We start from the raw sequence: 15,655 nt of genomic DNA on the forward strand, positions 1-15,655 counted from the left end.
GTTTCAATGAACGCGCCATTAACGCTTCCCGCGCCGGCCAAGCTTAACCGTATGCTGCATATAGTGGGCCGTCGTGAAGACGGCTACCACGCACTGCAAACGCTATTTCAGTTTATCGACCTGTGCGACCACCTTACGTTGGCCCCCCGCGATGACGGGGAAATTCAGTTAACCAGTGAGGTTAGCGGCGTTAGCCACGATGACAATTTGATCGTACGCGCCGCACGGTTATTGCAACAGCATAGCGGCACTGCACTAGGCGCTACGCTTACGATCGATAAGCAGTTGCCGATGGGAGGCGGTTTAGGGGGTGGCAGTTCCAACGCAGCCACCGCATTAGTGGGGCTCAACCACCTCTGGCAGCTCAATCTGCCGTTAGTCGAACTAGCTCGTCTGGGGCTTCAGCTGGGGGCCGATGTGCCGGTATTCGTACATGGCCATAGCGCCTGGGGCGAAGGCGTTGGCGAACGGCTTACCCCGGTGACGCTTGATACCCCTTGGTTTGTGATTATTCACCCGGGTATTAGTGTGTCTACGTCAGGCGTCTTCCAAGACCCGCAATTGACACGTGACAGCCGCCCCATTACTATGGCGCGCGCACTGCAGGGGGGAGCGCAGGAGTGGCGCAATGACTGTGAGGCCGTGGTAAAGGAACGCTATCCGCCAATTGCGGAAGCCCTGAACTGGCTTGCACAGCACGCACCTAGTCGGTTGACCGGCACGGGGGCTTGTCTATTTGCTGCTTTCGATACACAGCAATCGGCACAAGCAATCGCGCAATTAGCGGGACAACATTGGCCGGCATGGGTAGCACGCGGACTCAACACCTCTCCCCTACATGATGCTCTGGGCTATTTATAGTTCCGCTCTGGGCAGCTAAAAGCGCCCGGTCAGTGCGTTAGGTTATTGCTGGGGTATCGCCAAGTGGTAAGGCACCGGTTTTTGGTATCGGCATTCCCAGGTTCGAATCCTGGTACCCCAGCCAACCCAACAATGGCCTGCGTTTTTTCCCCTGATCCCCAACACTGCAAAGGTGGCTGCGCGTGTCAAAATTGATGGTTTTCGCCGGGAACGCCAATCCCGCACTCGCTCAAAAAATTGCCGAGAGCTTAGACAGCCGTATGGGTAACGCTACGGTGGGTCAATTCAGCGACGGCGAAATCGCAGTCGAGATCAATGAGAACGTGCGCGGTAAGGATGTCTTCATTCTACAATCCACCTGTGCACCGACAAACGACAATCTGATGGAGTTGATCCTGATGGTCGACGCACTGCGTCGCGCCTCGGCAACTCGCATCACGGCGGTACTTCCCTACTTTGGCTATGCTCGCCAGGATCGCCGCGTGCGCTCCGCACGGGTACCGATTTCCGCCAAAGTAGTGGCGGACATGATGGTTAAAGCAGGCGTTGACCGCGTGATGACCATGGATCTACATGCTGATCAGATCCAGGGCTTCTTTGATGTTCCTGTGGACAACGTCTACGGCTCTCCCATTCTGCTGGATGATATCGAGCGTCAGAATTACAGCGACCTCGTCGTTGTTTCCCCTGACGTGGGCGGCGTTGTTCGCGCCCGTGCCATCGCCAAACAGCTGAATGCCGATCTCGCCATTATCGATAAGCGTCGCCCTCAGGCCAACCAGGCCCAGGTGATGCATATCATCGGCGAGATTGAGGGCCGCACCTGTGTCGTAGTCGACGACATGATCGACACCGCAGGCACGCTGTGTAAAGCCGGTGAAGCGTTAAAAGATCACGGCGCCAAGCGCGTGGTGGCCTATGCGACACACCCGATCCTGTCCGGCCCTGCGGTCGATAATATTACCAACTCCGTACTGGATGAAGTGGTGGTGACCGACACCATCCCGCTATCTGACGTTGCCCGTCGTAGCGGAAAAATTCGCCAGTTGAGCGTTGCTGGACTGATCGCAGAAGCGATTCGCCGGGTCAGCAACGAAGAATCTGTCAGCGCGATGTTCCACTAATCCGCTGACGATACAGCCCCCTTTTGGGGCCACGGAAACGTCGTCGTCTGGTCGCGGTCGGCGGCGTCTTCCTTACTTAAACTAAGAGGCAATTCCATGTCTGATTTTATCCTGAAAGCCAGCGTTCGTAACGACCTGGGGAAAGGTGCGAGCCGCCGCCTGCGTCGTGCGAACCAGCAAGTGCCGGCCGTTGTATACGGTGGCGAAAAAGGCGCGCAGTCCATCGCTGTTGAAAAAACCGCTTTCTACAAAGCGATTGAAGATGAGTCTTTCTTCTCTTCCGTCATCAAACTGATGATCGAAGGCAAAGAAGAGCAAGTCGTTGTTCGTGACCTGCAGCGTCACCCTTTCAAGCCGTTGCTGACCCACGCCGACTTCCTGCGCGTTGATGCGACTCACGAAATCACCATCAACGTGCCACTGCACGTGACGGGCGAAGAGAAGTGTGTCGGTATCAAAGACCAAGGCGGCGAACTGCACGTACTGGCCAACGAAGTGGCGATCAGCTGCTTGCCGAAAGACCTGCCTGACTTTATCGAAGTCGACATCGCTGCCGTTGAGCTTGGCACGACACTGCACCTGTCTGACCTTACCCTACCGGCCGGCGTCACCTCAGTTGACCTGTCCCACGGTGAAGAGCACGACAATGCAGTACTCAGCATCACGAAAGTAAAAGTGCGTGCTGATGCAGAAGATGAAGATGGTGAAAGCGAAGGCGAAGAAGACAGCAGCGCCGAGTAAGTATCCCGTTAAGCATCTTATTGGGGCCATGCCTGCATGGCCCTTGTGATGCTGACACGATGTTAGAATCAAGCGCCTCGGCGCTTGATTTTTTTTAGGGCCGTCGCTGGCGCGGCGTCAACCATGTTTTCTGGATTGTTTTAGTCTTCTGGATAGTTTTGGTCTCCTGAATATTTTGTGCGAGGTGGGAAGATGAGCCAGGTAACAGCCATTATTGGATTAGGCAACCCCGGAGCGGAATATGAAGCCACGCGCCATAACGCCGGTTTCTGGCTGGTAGAGGCTATTGCGCAGAGCGCCCATGCAGAGCTACGACCGGAAAAGAAATTTTTCGGCCACTACGCCAAGGTACGCCTAGGCGACCATGAACTGCACCTGCTCAACCCTGCCACCTTTATGAATCGCAGTGGCGCCGCGGTGGCAGCCTTGTGCCAGTTTTTCAAACTTGCCCCTGAAAACCTACTGGTCGCCCACGACGAGCTCGACCTCCCCCCCGGCCAAGCACGCTACAAAACCGGTGGCGGGCATGGAGGCCACAATGGCCTGCGCGATATTATTAGCGCACTAGGCGGCCAGAAGCAGTTTCACCGGGTACGAATTGGCATTGGTCACCCCGGCGAGGCACGCCAAGTCACTAATTATGTACTGGGGCGTCCCGGCAAGGCCGAACACGAGGCCATTGTTCGCGCCATGGACGAGTGTGTCACCACCCTACCGCTAGCGCTCGCGGGAGACTGGGCCAAAGCAATGAACCAGCTGCACAGCCTCAAGCCAGCATAGACGCCGCCAAAAGCTGTTAAGTTACGCCGGTAGCTGATGGCTAGCGCATCTCGTAGAATGGCGATTACTTTTACGCCCTACCACCTTATTCTCAGGAACATTTTATGGGTTTCAATTGCGGCATCGTCGGCCTGCCTAACGTCGGCAAGTCCACACTATTCAATGCACTGACCAAGTCAGGCATCGATGCAGAAAACTTCCCCTTCTGTACCATTGAGCCGAACGTGGGTATCGTGCCGATGCCGGATCCGCGCCTTGATAAGCTCGCCGAGATCGTCAAGCCGCAAAAAGTACTGCCGACCACCATGGAGTTCGTCGACATTGCTGGCTTGGTCGCCGGGGCCTCCAAAGGTGAGGGCTTAGGCAACAAGTTTCTGGCTAACATTCGTGAAACCCAGGCGATTGCTCATGTGGTGCGCTGCTTCGATAACGACAACGTTATCCACGTAGCCAACCAGGTCGACCCGCGCGCCGATATCGAAACGATCAATTTAGAGCTGGCGCTGGCCGACCTGGATACTGTCGAAAAAGCCAGCCAGCGTCTGGTTCGTTCGGTGAAAGGCGGTGATAAAGAGGCCATTGCCACTAAGGCGATTCTTGATCGTATTCAGCCCCACGTTGCGGAAGGCTTACCGCTACGCAGCTTTGGCTTAAGCGAGGAAGAGCAGCGACAGGTGAAGAGCTTCGGCTTTTTGACTCTGAAGCCAACTATGTACATCGCTAACGTCAATGAAGATGGTTTTGAGAACAATCCTTACCTGGATATTGTTAACGAAATCGCCGCTGAAGAAGGCGCGCTTGTGGTGCCTGTTTGCAATCAGCTGGAAGCCGAAATTGCCGAGCTGGATGATGAAGAGCGCTCGATGTTCTTAAGTGAGATGGGCATGGATGAACCAGGCCTTGATCGTGTCATTCGCGCGGGCTACTCACTGCTGGGTCTGCAAACCTACTTCACTGCCGGTGTTAAAGAAGTGCGCGCCTGGACAGTGAAAGAAGGTGCCACAGCCCCAGAAGCCGCTGGCGTGATTCACACCGACTTCCAAAAAGGCTTTATCCGTGCTGAAGTGGTTGCCTATGAGGACTTCGTATCGCTAGGCGGTGAGCAGGCAGCCAAAGACGCCGGGAAATGGCGCCTGGAAGGCAAAGAGTACATTGTCAAAGATGGCGATGTGGTGCACTTCCGCTTTAATGTGTAAGCGGCAACACCCATACGACCAGCAATAAAACATTGACTGAAGGCGGGGTTATCAGTATCATTCGCCCCCGTTGAAAGGCTACGTAGCTCAGCTGGTTAGAGCACATCACTCATAATGATGGGGTCCCCTGTTCAAATCAGGGCGTAGCCACCAAGCATATTAAAAGCCCGCTAATTTTATTTAGCGGGCTTTTTTGTGCTGCCAATTTGTGTAGCCAAGCTTTTATTGCTAAGTAAAACTCAGCTATTTGCTTGGACTAGCTTAACGCAGGACGGTTTAGAAATAGCGTTAGGGCGCGGGTTAGATACTCGACATCTTTAGTACCCGCGGTTTCCCGAATCGAATGCATCGCCCATTGAGGCACCCCCACATCAATAGTGGGCACACCCAGCTCGGTGGCGGTAATCGGGCCAATCGTACTGCCACAGCCCATATCCGCCCGGGTAACAAACGACTGCACGGGTACGTCAGCCTCACGACAGACATCGCGAAACAGCGCACCAGTGACACTATTGGTGGCGTAACGCTGGCTGGAGTTCACCTTGATGACCGGGCCACCATTAATCGCTGGACCATGGCGCTCATCGTGCTTGTCGCGAAAGTTAGGATGCAGTGCGTGGGCATTATCGCAAGAAATCATCAGCGACGACTGAATCAGTTGAATCAGCGACTCGTCGTCTCCCTTGCCCACCTGGCCATTAATGCGCTTTAGCACATCCGCCAAGAATGGGCCTTGGGCACCACAGGCACTGGCACTGCCGACTTCCTCGTGATCGTTGGCCACCAACAAAGCGCCTTGACTGCCATCGCAAGCCAAGAGTGCCTCTAAACCGATGAAGCAGGAGAGCAAGTTATCCAACCGGGCGCTGGCCACCAGTTCATGCTTAACACCGACCAGGGACGGTGGCTGAACATCGTAAAAGCCTAATTCAAAGTCCACTACTTCCACTGCACGCAGGCCGTGCTGCTCTTCTAACCACTGCGCCACTAGCTCGCCTAGCGTAGCCGTATCGCTCTGCATCAATACTGGCGCCATTTGCGTCTGCGGGTTAATCGGCCGTCCTGCGTTGACATCACGATCCAGGTGAATCGCCAGGCTCGGCACCATGGCAATTGCCTGATCGACATTAAGCAACACGCTTTCCAAGCGACCATCGGCATGGCGCACATGCACACGCCCTGCCAGCCCCAGGTCACGGTCAAACCACGGCGCTAACAAGACACCGCCATACACCTGCACTCCCAACTGTAGCCAGCCTGCAGAGCACTGCGTGGCGTTAGGCTTTAGATGCAGCCCCGGGCTATCGGTGTGGGCACCGATCATACGCAGCGCCGTCACTTCAGACTCAGGCAACTGAAAAGCAATAATCGCCGAATCATTACGGGTGACATAGTAGCGCTTGCCCGGGGTTAGCTGCCAATTGGCCTTCTCTTCCAGCCGCTGAAAACCAGCTTGCTCCAATCGCTCAGCCATATTGCCTGCAGCGTGCCACGGGGTCGGTGATTGGCGCAGAAAATCGCATAACCGCGTTAAACGATCAGCGTTGAAAGTCTCGGACATGGAAATCCTCATAACAGTAATGATTGAGTCTCATCGCGCAGTCGACCTGCTACAATACTCCCTCGACCTACGCAACTCATGGGTCATATGCGAGTCTAGGGAAGAATGAGTGTACACAAATCCGGGAGAGCTTGACTGATGAGCTTGTTTGCAACGCTTTCGCGTTCGGTCGCCCTGGCTGTCATGCTGGTTGTTACCAGCCCAGCCGCCTTAGCGCAACTTGAGCCGACCAACGAACAACGCCAGGCGGCAGTGGAAATTGCGGACTCGCTCCGCTACGGCCATTATGCTGACATTACATTTGATGAAGCGTGGTCGCAGGATGCTTTCCAACGCTATTTGGATATTCTGGACGGCCAGCGCGCCTACCTGCTGCGCAGTGATATCGAGCCCTATCGTCACTTAGAGACGGGCATGGCAGACGCTCTTTTCAATGGTGAGTTGGATGATGCGTTTGATCTCTATAACACCTTTAGTGATCGGCAACGGTCGCGCCTTGAGTCGCTACTGGCAAAGCTGGACGAAGGCCTTGATTTCGATTTTGAAAGCAACGAGCGTTTAGAAATTGATCGTGAAGAGGCGCCCTGGGCATCCCGGCAAAGCGAGCTTGACGAGCTATGGCGCAAGCGGCTTAAAAACGACGCCTTAACGCTCGCCCTGACCGATCAGGATAGCGAACAGATTGAAGACAACCTGCGCCAGCGCTATGAAGGCCAACTAACGCGACTGGAGCAAACCGAGTCTGAAGATGTATTTGGCGTACTGATGGCAGCCGTTACTAGCAGTATCGACCCACATACTGGCTACCTCTCCCCTCGCCAGGGCGAATCCTTCGATATTCAGATGAGCCTCTCCCTTGAGGGCATTGGCGCCCTACTTCAGTCCGATGGTGAATATGTCAAAGTTTCCAGCCTTGTGCCCGGCGGCCCAGCGGAGCGCGCCGGCGTACTTGAGCCAGCGGATCGCATCATCGCCGTAGGCCAGGAAGAGGGTGAGATGGTCAATGTGGTCGGCATGCGCCTGGACAACGTGGTGGATCTGATTCGTGGCCCCAAAGGCTCCGTTGTTCGCTTGGACGTGGTACCTGCCCAAGCGGTGGATATGACCCGCTCGCAAACCGTTGAGATTACCCGTGACACCGTTAGCCTTGAAGACCAAGCCGCCCATGGCGAAGTGATTGAAGTCGAGCGTGATGGAGAACCTCACCGCTTAGGGGTGATTAACATCCCGACGTTCTACGTCGATTTTGACGCCTGGCAAGCGGGTGAAGAGGAGTATCGCAGCACTACTCGCGATGTTGCCAAAGAAGTCGAACGCCTTAAAGAAGAGGGCGTGGAAGGTATCGTGCTTGACCTACGCAACAACGGCGGCGGTGCGCTCCAGGAAGCCAACTCGCTTATTGGCCTGTTTATCGACCGCGGCCCCACCGTACAAGTGCGCGATGCCCAGGGGCGCATTCAACTGTATGGCGACAGCGAAGCAGGGACACTTTATGACGGCCCGCTAGGGGTGCTGGTGAATCGCCTCTCCGCCTCTGCCTCTGAGATTTTTGCCGGTGCGATTCAGGATTATGGTCGCGGTTTAGTATTGGGCACGCCGACGTTTGGCAAAGGCACCGTGCAGACGCTCAACGAGCTGAGCCATGGTCAGATCAAACTGACTCGCGCCAAGTTCTACCGCATTTCTGGCGACAGCACCCAGAACCGCGGCGTTGAGCCGGACATCGACTTCCCCAGCCTGATTGACCCCGAGCGGATTGGTGAGAGCAGCCTGGATAATGCCCTGGCCTGGGACACCGTTCAGAACGTCCAGTATCGCCGCTATGGCGAACCTGAAACCATGCTGGATAAACTGATAGCCCAGCACGACGCACGCGCCCAGGACAACGCCAACTTCCGCTATTTAGAGCGTCAGTCCACGCTGGCCCGCCAGTTACGCGAGCAGCATACCAGCGTGAGCCTAAATCGCGAGCAGCGTAAGCGTGAAATGGAAGCCCAGGAAGCCGAGCAGCTTTCGCTGGAAAACCAACGCCGCCGAGCACTGGGCCTTGAAGAACTGGATGAGTGGATGGATGCTCGTACGGATGCCACCGAAAGCGTCACAGAAGGAATTGAGGACGCAGAGGCAACCCAAGACAGTGAAGGGGAAAGCGACGAAGATGACGCACTGGCTGTTGATCGCGCCTATGTGCTCGAATCGGCTGAAATCCTGCTCGACTACGCCCGCCTGCAAGACACTCAGCGGTTAGCCGCAAAGCGCTAAGTACGCCGAGTTAAAATAAGCTAGTTAAAAAAACGCCGCCCCTTCGCAAGGGGCGGCGTTTTGGTTTTAACGTTTTGGCTTTAACCCTGGTTTCAACAGAGCGCCGCCAGGCGGGCTGGCCGGTCACCCATTTTGGTTAAGCGCCGAGTCAGCGCAGCTAACTGGGCGGCACTGCCCTGGCCACCCGCGCGAATCACCTCATGAGCCCAGGCAGGCAACTGGGGGGCAAGCCGGTAATAGACCCACTGCCCCTCACGCTGATCACTCAGCAACCCACACTGACGCAGCTGAGCCAAATGACGCGATACTTTAGGCTGGGACTCCTGCAGCGCATAAGTCATTTCGCACACGCAAAGCTCCTGCTCTTGAGCCACCAGCAGCACCAGCATCAAACGCGTCTCATCGCTTAAACATTTAAACACCTGCAAGGCTTGCGGTGTATTCACTTTGCCCACCATAAACTTCCCAGACTGATTGACTATGTGTAGTTTACGCCACAAGAACCGTTAGCAGTAAGCACCACGCGAATGCGCGGCATTCAGGCACAGAAAAACACCCAGATGCCATTAAGCAGCGGGTATTAAAGAAACAGTGAGACTTAGACTAACAGGGGGATTAAATGGCTCCTCGAGCAGGACTCGAACCTGCGACCCAATGATTAACAGTCATTTGCTCTACCAACTGAGCTATCGAGGAACAGTGCACTACCTGTTATATGAAGATATCCCCGTATCGGCATATCTTAAACAGCTAGCTAATGCGCAGTACCTGTGAAGTACTGATGTGATAACTTGGCTCCTCGAGCAGGACTCGAACCTGCGACCCAATGATTAACAGTCATTTGCTCTACCAACTGAGCTATCGAGGAACATCTTAAGCTATTTTTTCATAAGCGCTGTCTTTTCAAACGCTATCGTGTTTAAAGCGAAACCAAAATTGCTAATAACTTCCAGCAATTGATTGGCTCCTCGAGCAGGACTCGAACCTGCGACCCAATGATTAACAGTCATTTGCTCTACCAACTGAGCTATCGAGGAACTGCTCAAACACGGTGCGTAGTATACCCATAGAATCGTGAGGGTCAAGTATCGATTATGGATGAACGCTAGCCGCTGGTTTCTTGTATCCGTATAATGCGCCAACTAACGATAGCGGTTCGGGCACTATCACTGCCGACCGCACGACGACACTCCATTCATCCTCGTCCCCCGACGACTCATAGATGACAGGTACCGATGGCGAAGAAGCTCTTCATCAAAACGCACGGCTGCCAAATGAACGAGTACGACTCCTCCCGCATGGCGGATCTACTCGGCGAATCTCACCAGCTCGAACTCACTGATAATGAGCGTGAAGCCGATGTCATTCTGTTAAACACCTGCTCGATTCGCGAAAAAGCGCAGGAAAAAGTTTTTCATCAGCTGGGACGCTGGAAAAAACTTAAAGACGCCAATCCCAACCTGGTGATTGGCGTGGGCGGCTGCGTGGCAAGCCAGGAAGGCGAAGCCATTCGCAAGCGCGCGCCTCACGTGGACATGGTGTTCGGGCCGCAAACCCTGCACCGCGTACCCTCAATGCTGGATGCCCGTGGCAATAATCAGATTGCGGCGGTAGATGTCACCTTTCCAGAGATCGAAAAATTCGACCACCTGCCCAAGCCCTCTTCTGATGGCGCAACGGCGTTTGTGTCGATCATGGAAGGTTGCTCAAAGTACTGCACCTTCTGCGTGGTGCCCTACACCCGCGGTGAAGAAGTCTCGCGCCCCTTTGAGGCGGTAATGGATGAAGTCATTCACCTTTCCGACCAGGGCGTGCGCGAGATCAACCTGTTGGGCCAGAACGTCAATGCCTACCGCGGTGAAAACCAGCTTGGCGATGAAATCGACCTGGCCGAACTGATTGCCTGCGTTGCGGCGGTTGAGGGCATTGACCGCATCCGCTTTACCACCTCACACCCGGTGGAGTTTACCGACAGCCTAGTTGACGCCTTTGCCGATATCCCTGAGCTGGTGAGCCACCTTCACCTGCCGGTACAGTCGGGTTCAGACCGTATTCTTACTGCCATGAAGCGCGGGCATACGGCGGCCGAATACATTGAAAAGATGGAGCGCATCCGCGCCAACCGCCCGGACATCAGCTTCTCTTCTGACTTCATCATCGGCTTCCCTGGCGAAACAGAAGAAGATTTTGAAGCGACGATGAATTTAATTCATCAAATCGGCTTCGATCATTCGTTCAGCTTCGTTTACTCCGCACGCCCCGGCACACCTGCTTCTGGCCTGCCGGATGAAACACCGGAGAGTGTCAAAAAGCAGCGTCTGGCGATTCTGCAGGAGCGGATCATTCAGCAAACCGCGCAAATTAGCCGCCGCATGGTCGGCAGCACACAGCGTGTACTGGTTAACGGCTTTTCGCCCCGCGACCCCGGCCAGCTCTCAGGGCGTACCGAGAATAACCGAGTGGTTAACTTCCGCGCTGCCAACCCCACCGAACTAATCGGCTACTTTGTCGATGTAGAGATCACCGAGGCATTTCCCAATTCGCTACGCGGTGAGCTTGCCTCACCTGAGCGCTATTGATTGTTTAACGCATTTATAAATGCCCGATAACGAGTGCGAGAACAGGTTGTAGCGAGGGTCTTTTGCCAGGGCCGGAAAGGGTTCCCAACAATTCCGGCATTTCCGCCATCCATGGCGGTCAGATGGCAAAAGTAGCGCCCAAGGAAGGGTTCACAGCGCCCTCGCGGAAACCTGCTCTCGGCACCGTACTGTATAAAGTACCTTTCAGTTAGCATAGATCATTGCCCCGCTTCTGGTGGGGCAGTAAGCTGAACGATACACACACTAACGAGGGGTTCCCCACTCTTGAGCCAGCCAACACCTCAGGCCAATCGCATCATCACCTTAAGCCTTGAACCCAATGATCCGCAGCGCCTTGCTAGCCTTTGCGGCCAGCAGGACGAGCATTTGAAGCTGATTGAAAGCCGCCTAGATGTGACGCTGCGCAACCGGGGCAATGTGTTCCAACTGGCGGGCCCAGCCAACCGCATCAAAGCAGCGGCGAACGTGTTGGAACACCTCTATCGCGAAACAGCGGCGAGCGAACTTGAGGCCGACACTGTGCACCTGTTCCTGCAAGAGTCCGGGCTTGAAGCGCTGGAAGAGGAAGCTGACGGCGTCGGCAGCAGCGATGAAGTGATCATGCGCACCCCACGCACCATGATCAAACCGCGCGGGCTCAACCAGCAGCGCTACGTATCAAGTATCCGTGAACACGACATCAATTTCGGCATTGGCCCTGCGGGTACCGGTAAAACCTACCTCGCTGTTGCCGCCGCGGTTGAGGCACTCAACCAACAGGAAGTACGCCGCATCCTGCTCGTGCGCCCGGCGGTGGAAGCGGGTGAAAAACTTGGCTTCTTGCCCGGCGACCTGGCCCAGAAAATCGATCCCTACCTGCGGCCCCTTTACGATGCCCTGTATGAAATGATTGGCTTCGAGCAGGTGGCAAAACTGATTGAGCGTCAGGTGATTGAGATTGCCCCGCTGGCCTATATGCGTGGCCGCACACTCAATAACTCCTACATCATTCTGGATGAGAGCCAGAACACCACCCCGGAGCAGATGAAAATGTTCCTGACCCGGATTGGCTTTGGCTCCACCGCCGTGATTACCGGCGACGTGACCCAGGTCGATCTCCCCAAAGGCCAGCGTTCAGGGCTGATTCAGGTGCTCGACGTGTTGAAAGACACTCAAGGCATCGGCGTCACCCACTTTGCCGCCAAGGATGTGGTACGCCACCCGCTGGTACAGCGCATTATCGAAGCCTACGATATGTTCGAATCCCAGCAGGAAGTGGAAGAGCGTGCTCGCCGCGAGGCACGCCAGCAAGAGCGTGACGCACGTATGCAGGCACGCGAAGACGCATGGGATAGTTCGCGATGAGCGAGGCCATTGAAGTCATCGTTGATCGTCAGGCGGCGATTGACGAACCACTGCTACCCAGCCTGCCACAGCTCACCCAATGGGTGGGCTGTGTGTTTGCCCACCACCCTGACGATCAGCGTCTTGAAGTGACTATTCGCTTTGTGGATGAGCTTGAAAGCCAAACGCTCAACCGTGATTACCGCGGCAAAGACAAAACCACCAACGTGCTGTCATTCCCTTTTGAGAGCCCGCCGGGTGTGGATTTACCGTTACTCGGCGACCTGGTGATTTGCCATGCCGTGGTGGCCAAAGAAGCCAACGAGCAAAACAAGTCGATCGAGCACCACTACGCCCATATGGTCGTGCATGGCATCTTGCATTTAATGGGCTACGATCATATTGATGATCACGAGGCCGAGGAAATGGAGCAGTTTGAGCGCGAGCTGTTAGCCGAGCTAAGCATTCCTGATCCGTATGCTGACAGCCCCCCCGCTCAATAGGGAACACGCTTAGCCCCTTACCTCTTTATTATTTAGCGGTGAGTGCGTTAAATCACGTAACAACTAATCTGGTACTATCCCCCGTTTCAGTGATAAAACAGCTACCTGACGACATGGTTTATATAACGATGTCGTCAACGAGATAGCAACTGTCTGCCCGCAAACGAGAGAATTGACGCATGAGCGAAGACCGATCGAGCAACCCCAATCAAAAATCCTGGCTCGAGAAACTCTTTGGCGCCCTTTCCGGAGACAATGACGAACCCAGCTCACGCGATGAGCTGATGACGTTTTTACGCCATACCGCAGGGAAATTAAAGCTGGATCAAGACGCCATTATGATCATCGAAGGGGCGCTTGATATCAGCGATCAGCAGGTTCGTGAAGTGCTAATACCTCGCTCCCAGGTCTCAGCCATCGCTCTGGATCAAACCAGCGACGGCTACCTACCACTGATTCAGGAAACCGGCCACTCCCGCTACCCGGTGATTGGCGAAAATCTGGACGATGTAAAAGGCATTCTGCTGGTAAAAGATTTACTCCCCCTGCTCTCCCAGACACAGGCCCAGCGTGATGCGTTCAAGTTAGATGACATTTTGCGCCCCGCGATGTTTATCCCTGAATCAAAACGGCTAAACAGCCTACTCAAAGAGTTTCGGGATACCCACAATCACATGGCAGTGGTGGTGGATGAATACGGCGGCACCGCGGGCATTATCACCATCGAAGATATTCTTGAGCAGATCGTTGGCGACATCGAAGATGAGCACGATACCGATGAAGAGGACGATATCCGCGAAATAGAGAATGGCCGCTACGCCATTCGCGCACTGACCCCCATCGAAGATTTCAACGAACGCTTTGACACCGAGTTCTCTGACGATGAGTTCGATACCGTTGGCGGCCTGGTAATGCAGCAGTTTGGCCATCTACCGCGGCGCGGTGAACACACCATTCTGGGCGGCTGGCGGTTTGTGATTCTCAATGCTGACACCCGACGCATCCGTCTACTCGAAGCCTATCGCGACACCCGCCGCGATGACGAAGAGGATGATGACCAGGAGAACAAGCCAGCCTAGGCGCTTGTTGTCGCGCTGTTTTCTCTCCACTCCCTCGCACTTTACCGTAGATAGGTTATCGCTATGGGTTTACCCCCCGCGTTTTTGTTACAGCTGCTTGCCGCCCTGGTGGCGGGCGGTTTCACCACCCTAACGGCTTCCCCTTTTGAGCTTTGGTGGCTTGGCCCGGTGGCAATTGGCTTACTCTATGTGGGCCTGCACACTTTAACCCCCTCCCAAGCGGCCCTGAAGGGCTGGTTATATGGCGTGGCACTGTTCGCCAGCGGCACCTCTTGGGTGTATGTCTCTATCCACGACTATGGCTACACCGGTGTACCGCTAGCTGTTTTCCTAACAGCGCTGTTTGTGACGATTCTGGCGCTGTTTTTTGCCGGCACTTTCTGGCTCTACCGGCGCTTCACCTCCGCCCGGCTTGCGTTTATCAGCTTTGCTGGCGCCTGGGTACTGGGCGAGGTGCTACGCACCTACTTGTTTACCGGCTTTCCCTGGCTGTTGCTGGGCTCTGGCTACGTCGACTCGCCGCTGGCTGCCTGGGCACCCGTTGGCGGCGTCTACCTGCTCTCGCTGCTGGTCGCACTTAGCGGTGCGCTTGGCGCTGAACTACTGCGGCGCCGTCAGTGGTGGACACTTGCGCCACTGGCGGCTATTTGGCTAATTCCCTTGGCACTCCCCCATCAGTGGACCACGCCTGTGGACGAGCCCACGCGCGTGGCACTGCTACAGGGCAACCTGCCGCAGTTGCTGAAGTGGACGCCCGAAGGGCAGCGCACGGCGGCGAATACCTATAGCAACCTCACCCGCGAAGTCGCCGATGAGGTTGACCTGATCATCTGGCCAGAAACCGCCCTGCCAATGATGGAGACCCAGGCTCGCCCGGTGCTGGAGCGGGTGCAAGCGAACCTACCGCCCGACGTCGCTCTGCTCACCGGCATCGTTCAGCGCGACGAGCAGGAGCGTTACTTCAATAGCGTGATTGGCGTCGGCGACGTAGAGGGCAGCTACCAGAAAGAACACCTGGTGCCTTTTGGTGAGTACCTGCCGCTGGAGAGTGTACTCCGCGGGGCGATTGATTTTTTTGACCTGCCCATGTCGACCTTTACCAAAGGTGAGCATGAGCAAACACCGATGCAGGCCGCCGGGATTCATATTGGTAACGCTATTTGCTATGAGATCATCTACCCACAGCTAGTCGCCCGCCGAGCCCAAGACAGCGGTGTCATCATGACGGTGTCTAACGACACCTGGTTTGGCGCCTCAATTGGCCCCCACCAGCATCTGCAGATGGCACGCCTACGCGCGCTAGAGAATGGACGCTATGTGATCCGCGCCACCAGCAATGGCATTACCGCTATTATCGATTCCAGTGGGCGCATTGTTGAACGCGCGCCGCAGTTTGAGACAACCACGCTCACCGGTGAGTTTTACGCCATGGAGGGTCTAACGCCTTTCACCCGCTTGGGTAGCTGGCCAGCTTGGCTGTTAGCAGGCTTGATGCTCTTGCCCGGCGTGGTGGCAGCAAGAGTCACACGCCAACCACGAAGTTGAAACGCCTCAGGCGCTAAAGTGGCTAGCTAGAAAAACGGCCCGAGTCCTCTGCAGGACTCGGGCCGTTTTGTTTTGCTCCA

General features: G+C 55.4%; 13 protein-coding genes and 5 tRNA genes. 13 read left to right on the forward strand and 5 right to left on the reverse strand.

Annotated elements, in window-relative coordinates; genetic code table 11:
- Positions 1–6 precede the first annotated feature (6 nt).
- From ispE to RO22_RS09910, 7 genes are all read left to right on the forward strand, one after another.
- Positions 7–861: a 4-(cytidine 5'-diphospho)-2-C-methyl-D-erythritol kinase gene (gene ispE / locus RO22_RS09880; protein ID WP_041158246.1), complete on the forward strand. Its 855-nt coding sequence runs from the start codon at positions 7–9 to the stop codon at positions 859–861.
- 49 nt (positions 862–910) lie between these two features.
- A tRNA-Gln gene (locus RO22_RS09885) sits at positions 911–985 on the forward strand.
- A gap of 58 nt (positions 986–1,043) precedes the next feature.
- Positions 1,044–1,985, forward strand: coding sequence for a ribose-phosphate pyrophosphokinase (locus tag RO22_RS09890; RefSeq protein WP_009287569.1), 942 nt, complete (start codon positions 1,044–1,046; stop codon positions 1,983–1,985).
- Positions 1,986–2,081: 96 nt separating this feature from the next.
- Entirely contained in the window at positions 2,082–2,726 is a 645-nt protein-coding gene (locus RO22_RS09895) for a 50S ribosomal protein L25/general stress protein Ctc (protein ID WP_009287568.1), read from the forward strand.
- A gap of 192 nt (positions 2,727–2,918) precedes the next feature.
- Entirely contained in the window at positions 2,919–3,506 is a 588-nt protein-coding gene (gene pth / locus RO22_RS09900) for an aminoacyl-tRNA hydrolase (RefSeq protein ID WP_022522562.1), read from the forward strand.
- A 104-nt stretch (positions 3,507–3,610) separates the two neighbouring features.
- Entirely contained in the window at positions 3,611–4,702 is a 1,092-nt protein-coding gene (gene ychF / locus RO22_RS09905; RefSeq protein WP_041158247.1) for a redox-regulated ATPase YchF, read from the forward strand.
- A 76-nt stretch (positions 4,703–4,778) separates the two neighbouring features.
- Positions 4,779–4,855: transfer RNA gene (locus tag RO22_RS09910), tRNA-Met, on the forward strand.
- Positions 4,856–4,958: 103 nt separating this feature from the next.
- Here RO22_RS09910 and RO22_RS09915 read toward each other — a convergent pair.
- Entirely contained in the window at positions 4,959–6,263 is a 1,305-nt protein-coding gene (locus RO22_RS09915; RefSeq protein ID WP_041158248.1) for a M18 family aminopeptidase, read from the reverse strand.
- Between the two features lie 138 nt (positions 6,264–6,401).
- On the opposite strand from RO22_RS09915, the gene RO22_RS09920 reads away from it, so the two are divergent.
- Complete coding sequence (locus RO22_RS09920) at positions 6,402–8,525, forward strand: carboxy terminal-processing peptidase (RefSeq protein ID WP_041158249.1); 2,124 nt, start codon at positions 6,402–6,404, stop codon at positions 8,523–8,525.
- A 92-nt stretch (positions 8,526–8,617) separates the two neighbouring features.
- Here the strand turns inward: RO22_RS09920 and RO22_RS09925 are convergent, their stop codons facing one another.
- The 4 genes from RO22_RS09925 to RO22_RS09940 form a co-directional block, all read right to left on the reverse strand.
- Positions 8,618–8,983, reverse strand: a complete 366-nt coding sequence (locus RO22_RS09925; protein WP_022522558.1) for a metalloregulator ArsR/SmtB family transcription factor — start codon at positions 8,981–8,983, stop codon at positions 8,618–8,620.
- A 162-nt stretch (positions 8,984–9,145) separates the two neighbouring features.
- Positions 9,146–9,221: transfer RNA gene (locus RO22_RS09930), tRNA-Asn, on the reverse strand.
- A gap of 96 nt (positions 9,222–9,317) precedes the next feature.
- Positions 9,318–9,393, reverse strand: a tRNA-Asn gene (locus tag RO22_RS09935).
- A gap of 93 nt (positions 9,394–9,486) precedes the next feature.
- Positions 9,487–9,562: transfer RNA gene (locus RO22_RS09940), tRNA-Asn, on the reverse strand.
- A 198-nt stretch (positions 9,563–9,760) separates the two neighbouring features.
- On the opposite strand from RO22_RS09940, the gene miaB reads away from it, so the two are divergent.
- The 5 genes from miaB to lnt all read left to right on the forward strand — a co-directional run bounded on the left by miaB (position 9,761) and on the right by lnt (position 15,575).
- The gene (miaB, locus tag RO22_RS09945; RefSeq protein WP_009288234.1) at positions 9,761–11,104 is read left to right on the forward strand and encodes a tRNA (N6-isopentenyl adenosine(37)-C2)-methylthiotransferase MiaB; all 1,344 of its coding nucleotides are present in this window, start codon (positions 9,761–9,763) and stop codon (positions 11,102–11,104) included.
- Between the two features lie 285 nt (positions 11,105–11,389).
- Positions 11,390–12,469 carry a PhoH family protein gene (locus RO22_RS09950; protein WP_009288233.1) on the forward strand — a complete coding sequence of 360 codons (1,080 nt, stop codon included), beginning with the start codon at positions 11,390–11,392 and terminating at the stop codon, positions 12,467–12,469.
- Positions 12,466–12,951, forward strand: coding sequence for an rRNA maturation RNase YbeY (gene ybeY, locus RO22_RS09955; protein WP_009288232.1), 486 nt, complete (start codon positions 12,466–12,468; stop codon positions 12,949–12,951). Before RO22_RS09950 ends, ybeY begins: the two co-directional genes overlap by 4 nt.
- Positions 12,952–13,130: 179 nt before the next feature.
- Complete coding sequence (locus RO22_RS09960) at positions 13,131–14,030, forward strand: HlyC/CorC family transporter (RefSeq protein ID WP_009288231.1); 900 nt, start codon at positions 13,131–13,133, stop codon at positions 14,028–14,030.
- 63 nt (positions 14,031–14,093) lie between these two features.
- Positions 14,094–15,575 (forward strand): apolipoprotein N-acyltransferase, encoded by a 1,482-nt coding sequence (lnt, locus tag RO22_RS09965; RefSeq protein ID WP_041158250.1) that lies wholly within the window; start codon positions 14,094–14,096, stop codon positions 15,573–15,575.
- Positions 15,576–15,655 lie beyond the last annotated feature (80 nt).

This window comes from Halomonas sp. KHS3 (assembly GCF_000830495.1).
Classification (GTDB): domain Bacteria; phylum Pseudomonadota; class Gammaproteobacteria; order Pseudomonadales; family Halomonadaceae; genus Vreelandella; species Vreelandella titanicae.